The sequence below is a fragment of the Hydrogenophaga sp. genome (assembly GCF_965657535.1).
Taxonomy (GTDB): Bacteria; Pseudomonadota; Gammaproteobacteria; order Burkholderiales; family Burkholderiaceae_C; genus Hydrogenophaga.
This window is the reverse complement of sequence record NZ_CBFHOP010000008.1, coordinates 266,632-272,923: the sequence shown is the minus strand read 5'-3', so window position 1 is coordinate 272,923 and position 6,292 is coordinate 266,632. Positions and strand designations below refer to the sequence as shown.

The 6,292-nt window shown below is 63.6% G+C and carries 6 protein-coding genes; 3 read left to right on the top strand and 3 right to left on the bottom strand.

The window, feature by feature from the left end; translation table 11 throughout:
* Positions 1-94: 94 nt before the first annotated feature.
* The 3 genes from ACTG4K_RS15495 to ACTG4K_RS15485 all read right to left on the bottom strand — a co-directional run bounded on the left by ACTG4K_RS15495 (position 95) and on the right by ACTG4K_RS15485 (position 3,070).
* Positions 95-1,138 carry an ArsJ-associated glyceraldehyde-3-phosphate dehydrogenase gene (locus ACTG4K_RS15495; RefSeq protein WP_439115109.1) on the bottom strand — a complete coding sequence of 348 codons (1,044 nt, stop codon included), beginning with the start codon at positions 1,136-1,138 and terminating at the stop codon, positions 95-97.
* Positions 1,139-1,812: 674 nt separating this feature from the next.
* Positions 1,813-2,727 (bottom strand): ketopantoate reductase family protein, encoded by a 915-nt coding sequence (locus ACTG4K_RS15490; RefSeq protein WP_439115120.1) that lies wholly within the window; start codon positions 2,725-2,727, stop codon positions 1,813-1,815.
* 43 nt (positions 2,728-2,770) lie between these two features.
* Entirely contained in the window at positions 2,771-3,070 is a 300-nt protein-coding gene (locus tag ACTG4K_RS15485) for a hypothetical protein (protein ID WP_439115108.1), read from the bottom strand.
* Positions 3,071-3,399: 329 nt separating this feature from the next.
* On the opposite strand from ACTG4K_RS15485, the gene ACTG4K_RS15480 reads away from it, so the two are divergent.
* The 3 genes from ACTG4K_RS15480 (at position 3,400) to ACTG4K_RS15470 (ending at position 6,248) form a co-directional block, all read left to right on the top strand.
* Positions 3,400-4,302 (top strand): transporter substrate-binding domain-containing protein, encoded by a 903-nt coding sequence (locus tag ACTG4K_RS15480; RefSeq protein WP_439115107.1) that lies wholly within the window; start codon positions 3,400-3,402, stop codon positions 4,300-4,302.
* Positions 4,303-4,348: 46 nt separating this feature from the next.
* Positions 4,349-5,257, top strand: coding sequence for an amino acid ABC transporter substrate-binding protein (locus tag ACTG4K_RS15475; protein ID WP_439115106.1), 909 nt, complete (start codon positions 4,349-4,351; stop codon positions 5,255-5,257).
* Positions 5,258-5,348: 91 nt separating this feature from the next.
* Positions 5,349-6,248 carry an amino acid ABC transporter substrate-binding protein gene (locus ACTG4K_RS15470; RefSeq protein ID WP_439115105.1) on the top strand — a complete coding sequence of 300 codons (900 nt, stop codon included), beginning with the start codon at positions 5,349-5,351 and terminating at the stop codon, positions 6,246-6,248.
* The last annotated feature ends 44 nt before the right edge of the window (positions 6,249-6,292 follow it).

Genomic DNA, 6,292 nt, shown 5'->3' with positions numbered 1-6,292 from the left:
GGTGAGGGTGAAGCCCCAGTAAGCGGCCGTGACGATGGCGTAGTTGCGGGTGGCGCTGCTGGCGCCGGGTGGCGATGCGGTGGCTTGAGACATGTCAAAGACCCAGGCTGTCCATGTAACCCGCCAGGTCCACCATGCGGCAGGCGTAGCCCATTTCGTTGTCGTACCAGGCGTACACCTTGAGCAGCGTGCCGTCGGTCACCAGGGTGGACAGGCCATCCACGATAGAGCTGCGTGTGTCGCGGGCGTAATCGGCGCTCACCAGCGGGCGCGCTTCATAGCCCAGGATACCGGCCAGCGGGCCGTTGGCGGCGGCCTCAAACAGCGCGTTCACTTCTTCGGCTGTGGTGGGGCGGTTGAGTTCAAACACACAGTCGGTCAGCGAGGCGTTGAGCGCCGGCACGCGCACCGCGTGGCCGTTGAGCTTGCCCTTGAGTTCGGGGTAGATCAGCGCGATGGCGGTGGCGCTGCCCGTGGTCGTGGGGGCCAGGCTCATCATGGCGCTGCGGGCGCGGCGCAGGTCTTTGTGCGGCGCGTCCACCACCAGGTTGGTGTTGGTGGGGTTGTGCAGCGTGGTGATCTGGCCGTGCTTGATGCCAATGGCCTCGTGCACCACCTTCACCACCGGCGCCAGGCAGTTGGTGGTGCAACTGGCGGCGGTCACGATGCGGTCGCGCGCCGGGTTGTACAGGTGCTCGTTCACGCCGACCACGATGTTCAGCACCTCGCCCACTTTCACCGGTGCCGCCACGATCACGCGCTTGGCGCCCCGGTCCAGGTGGCCCTGGATGGTCTCGGGCGTAAGGAACTTGCCGGTGCATTCCAGTACCAGGTCCACGCCCAGCTCGCCCCACGGGATGTCGCCCGGGGAGGTGTGGCTGCTGAACGAGAGCGTGCGTTCGTTGATGCGGATGGCGTGCTCGCCCTCAGCGGCGATGTCGGCACGCCATTTGCCCTGTACGCTGTCAAAGGCCAGCAGGTGGGCGGTGGCGGCAGCGCCCCCTTTTACCTCGTTGAGGTGCACCACTTCCAGGCGGTTGCCAGAGCGGGGGTCGGTGCTGTCGCGCTCGGCTGCGCCGAAGGCGGCGCGCAGGGCCAGGCGGCCGATGCGGCCCATGCCATTGATACCTACTTTCATGTGCAAAGCTCCTGTGCTTGATAGTTCATGTATTGTTGAATTATTCATTCGAAAGATGACGGTGTTGTGACACGCATGTTCAAAAACTGCGGGTCTCGGCCTGAGGCCTGCAGGCCCTCTTACCCGTCGCTGTATCCAAATTCCACGGTCTCCCAAGTCAGCGCTGCACCCGGCGCGCAGGCAGAACCGAGGTTCAGCGAGCGCAATCGAGGTTTTTTTTCGCGGCAGTAAACGTGACACCTGATGCTGCAGTGTGATCACCCTGAAACGGCGGTTCCCCGTTGAGCGGTCGCTCGTTCGGAAAATTGCCTCAGGTTTATTGGCGTCGGTGCCGTCGGTTCGTTCGGCCGAGAGCAGATGCTTGACGCGGAGCGAGCCGCATCGTCCCGGCTCAGCGGCCGCAACACCGCTTACCGCCGACGTTCATGATGGTGCGTGTGCCGATTCAAGGTGAGCGCGTGGTGCCAGAAAACGGGAGTACGCCACGATGAGACGAGCGTTGCCAATCGCAATCGCTGCACGCCGGTCTGTGGCCACACCGGGGGGATCGGCCTCTCGGGGCGAAACCAGTCGCCGGGGGCGCCACCCTCTTTCCCTGCCCCAGAGACCACAAAACACAGGCCTGCTGCAGCTCGCAAGGCCCGCGTGAACGCAGCCGCTTGGGCTTGCATGGCTTACGGCGGTGTTTTCACCGGGGTGGGTGGCTGTTCCACCAGCCGGGTCACCGCCCACAGCACCTGGTTGGCCGGTGTGGACACGCCCAGCGCTGCGCCGCGTTGCACCACGTAGCCGTTGAGGTGGTCGATCTCGCTGGGCTTGCCGCGCATCAGGTCTTGCGCAGTGGATGACAACTGGGTGGGCATCGTTTCGGCGATGTGGCGCACGGCGGTCTCCACGTCGCCGGCCAGGGTCACGCCGTCGGCAGCGGCCACGGCGCGGCATTCGGCCACCACGTCGCGCATGACCGCCAGCACGCCGGGACGCTGCACGAGTTCACCGTAGGCGATGCGGCCCACGGCCGAGAGCGCGTTGTAGGCGCAGTTGAGAATGAGTTTGGCCCAGAGTGCGCCACGCACGTTGTCGCTCACTTCGGTGGGCACGCCAGCGGCCACCAGGGCATGCGCCAGCTGGGCGCTGCGCGGTGAGGGTTCAATGACAAGTTCGCCGCGCCCGTGGTGTCTCAGGTGGCCAGGGCCGGCCATTTCGGTGGCCACATAGACCACGGCAGCCGCCACGGCCACACCGGGCAGCACGGAGCGCAGTCGCTCGGCGTTGTCCACGCCGTTTTGCAGGCACAGCACCAGCGCGTCGGGCAAAAGGTACTTGCGCATTTGTTCGCCGGCCGCTTCGGTGTCGGGCGACTTGACAGCAAACAGCACCACGTCGGCCCCGGCCACGGCGCTGGCTTCGGTGCTGGCCGCCAGCGGCACGGCTTCATCGAAATTCAGCGTTTGCAGGCGCAGGCCGCGTGCCTGAACCACCTGCACATGCGCCGGGCGGCCAATGAGCGTGACGCGGTGGCCGGCACGGGCCAGCATGCCGCCGTAATAGCAGCCCACGGCACCCGCGCCCATGACGGCAACCTTCAAAGCGTGGTGGGTGGGCATGGTCAAAGCGCGTTCAAAAGCGCGTTCAGAGCGGGTCGGCCAGCAGCTTGGACAGGGCAGCGACGTTGGCCGCGCTGGGCACTTGCGGCTTCATTTCGTCTTCTTCGGCGGTGGCGTTTTCGTGTGCCTGGATGGCGTGCACCATGGCGTATTGGTTTTCCCAGGACAGCGTTTTGCCCTCGGGGCACATGTCGCGCACGGTGCCAAACCAGTAGTAGCCGTCTTTGCCGCCAAAGAGCGTGTCGATGGCGCCAGCGTCGCCAGTTTTGATGCCCTGGGCCGCGAGGATGAGCTTGAGTTTGTGGAGGGAAGCGGAGTAATGCATGGGGCGTTTTTTATGGCGAACGGGGCAGCGGGACCGGGCGTGCCGGAGCACCGCAGCAGGGCCGCAGATTGTACTGAAGGCAGCATGCCGCGCGTTCAGCCTCGGCGCTGGTCGTCGGAGCGCGCCGGGCTTGGGCTGTGCGGTGTCGGCGGTCGGAAATCCGTTTTTTGGGTGGCCGGGGTGAGACGGTTTTCCGTTCGGTCGGGCGCGCCATGCCCGCCGAAAACACGGCTGGATGGCATTTTTTAGTGCCATTGAAAGCCTGTTCCTAGGGTTAACACCCGCTGGCATGGCGTTTGCAATAAGACACCTAACCACCCGCCACAACCATGAACCGTTTGCTCTCACTGTTTCCTTGTTGGCTGATATGCACGACCCTGGGCGCGCAGGCGCAGGCGCAGACGCCGGTGCTCACCACGCTGCAGAAAATTTCGCAAACCGCCACCATCAACCTGGGGCACCGCGAGTCGTCGGTGCCGTTTTCTTATTACGACAACCGCCGCCAGGTGGTGGGCTATTCGCATGACCTGATGCTGGCCGTCACGCAGAGCATCCAGAAGGAGCTCAAGTTGCCTGCGCTCGCGGTGAAGCTGGTGCCGGTGACGTCTCAAAACAGGATTCCCCTGGTGCAGAACGGTTCGGTGGACCTGGAGTGCGGCTCCACCACGAACAACCGCGAGCGGGCGCGCCAGGTGGCGTTTTCGGTGTCCATTTTCCAGACCAGTTCGCGGCTGCTCACCCGCCAGGATTCGGGCGTGGCCGAGCTGTCCGACTTGAAGGGGCGGCGCGTGCTGGTCACGGCCGGCACCACCAGCGAGCGCCAGCTCATGCTGTATGGCGAAACCCGTGGCATGCGCTTTGACATCGAGTCTGCCAAGGACCATGGACAGGCGTTTGCGCAGCTGCAGAGCGGCCGGGCGGAGGCGTTCATGATGGACGACGCTGTGTTGTACGGCTTGCGCGCCAAGGCCGATCGGCCCGACGACTGGCGTGTGGTGGGCCAGCCGATGGCCGCTGAGGTCTACGCCTGCATGCTGCGCAAAGACGATCCAGCATTCAAGGCGGTGGTAGACCGCAGCCTGACGCAGCTGATGCAGTCGGGCGAGGCGCTGAAGATTTACCGCCGCTGGTTTCAGTCGCCGATTCCGCCCAAAGGCCTAAACCTGAACTGGCCCGCGCCCGAGTCGCTGTTGGACTTGTACCGCACGCCCAACGACCGGCCGCTGGGCTGATCGGTTGAGGTTGTTTGACCCGCACCCGCTCACTCCAGGAATCCCCATGCCCTCACGCCCGTCTTTGGTCTTTATCGCTTGGCCGATCTTGCTCGCCATCGGCTTGGGCCCCGCGCTGCTGTCTGCGCATGCAGGGCCGGTGCTCGACCGCATCCGTTCCAGCGGCACGGTGGTGCTGGCACACCGCGAATCGTCGGTGCCGTTTTCCTTTGTGGGTGCCGACGGCCAGCCGGTGGGTTATGCGATGGATCTGTGCCTGAAGCTGGTGCAGGCGGTGGGCAAAGCGCTGAGCTTGCCCCAGGTGGGCACGAAGTTCGTTCAGGTCACCCCGTCCAACCGCATGGCGATGATCGAAAACAACACGGCCGACCTGGAGTGCGGTTCGACCACCAGCAACGCCGAGCGCCGTGAGAAGGTGGCGTTCACGGTGCCGCACTACATCACCGGCGCGCGCTACCTGGTGCGCGCCGACAGCCCGATTGCTGTGTTGCGCGACTTCAAAGGCCGCAAGCTGGTTTCCACTTCAGCAACCACCCCGCTGAAGGCGGTGACCCAAGCCAACAACCAGTTCATGCTGGGCATCACGGTGCTGGAGGCGCCCGACCACACGCGGGCGGTGGACATGGTGGCCTCAGGCGAAGTCGATGGGTTTGTGATGGACGACGTGTTGCTGTTTGGCTTGGCGGCCGGCCGACCCGACCCCAAGGCCTTCAAGGTGGTGGGCAAGTTCCTGACCATCGAGCCCCTGGCCATCATGCTGCCGCGCAACGACCCCGACTTCAAAAAATTGATCGATGCCGAGATGAAGCGACTGATTCGCACACAAGAGGCACAAGCCCTTTATGAGCGCTGGTTCCAGAGCCCCATACCGCCGTCCAACCGCTCGCTGAATCTGCCCATGAACTACCTGCTCAAGGATTTTTGGAAGTACCCCACCGACCAGGTGCCGGGTTGATGCCGATCCCGTTGTTGTTCCTTGTTTCCCGTTCGCTGTTTTTTTGTTCGCTGTTTTTTTGTTTTTCCCAACCCCCCTCAAAGGAATCACCATGAAGAAAACCCTGTTGGCTTTGGCTGCTTTGCTGGCCACCTCGACCGCAATGGCCCAAACGAGCGACACGCTCAAGAAAATCAAAGACACCGGTGGCGTGACCATGGGCGTGCGCGAGTCCTCGGGTGCGCTGTCGTACACCTTGGGTGACGGCAAGTTCGTGGGCTACCACGTCGAGATCTGCCAGAAAGTGCTGGCCGACGTGCAAAAGCAGCTGGGCCTGGCCAAGCTGGACATCAAGTACCAGCCCGTGACCTCGCAAAACCGCATTCCGCTGGTGCAAAACGGCACGGTGGACATCGAGTGCGGCTCGACCACCAACAACGCCGCGCGCCAGAAAGACGTGTCATTCGCCGTCACCACCTTTGTGGAGGAAGTGCGCATAGCCGTGAAGGCCAATTCCGGCATCACCTCCATTGGCCAGCTCAACGGCAAGAAAGTGGCTACCACCACAGGTACCACCTCGGTGCAGACGCTGCGCCGCAACGAGCGCGCCACCGGCGTTAACTTTGACGAGGTGTTCGGCAAAGACCACGCCGACAGCTTCCTGTTGCTCGAGTCCGGCCGTGCCGATGCCTTCGTGATGGACGGCGCCATTCTGGCCGGCAACATCGCCAAGGCCAAGAACCCGGCCGACTTCAAGCTCGTGGGCGAAGTCCTGTCGGTGGAACCCATCGCCATCATGATCCGCAAGGACGACGCCGCCTTCAAAAAGGCTGTGGACGACAGCCTCAAGGCCATGATGAAGTCGGGCGACATGGCCAAGCTGTGGACCAAGTGGTTTGAGCAGCCCATTGCCCCGTCCAACACCACGGTGGGCATGCCCGTGAACGAGAACACCAAGCTCGCCTGGGCCAACCCCAACGACAAGCCGATGGAAGACTACGCAAAGAAGTGATTTGCCCGGTTTGAAGGCATGAGCCTGGCCGCCCGGAACGTTTC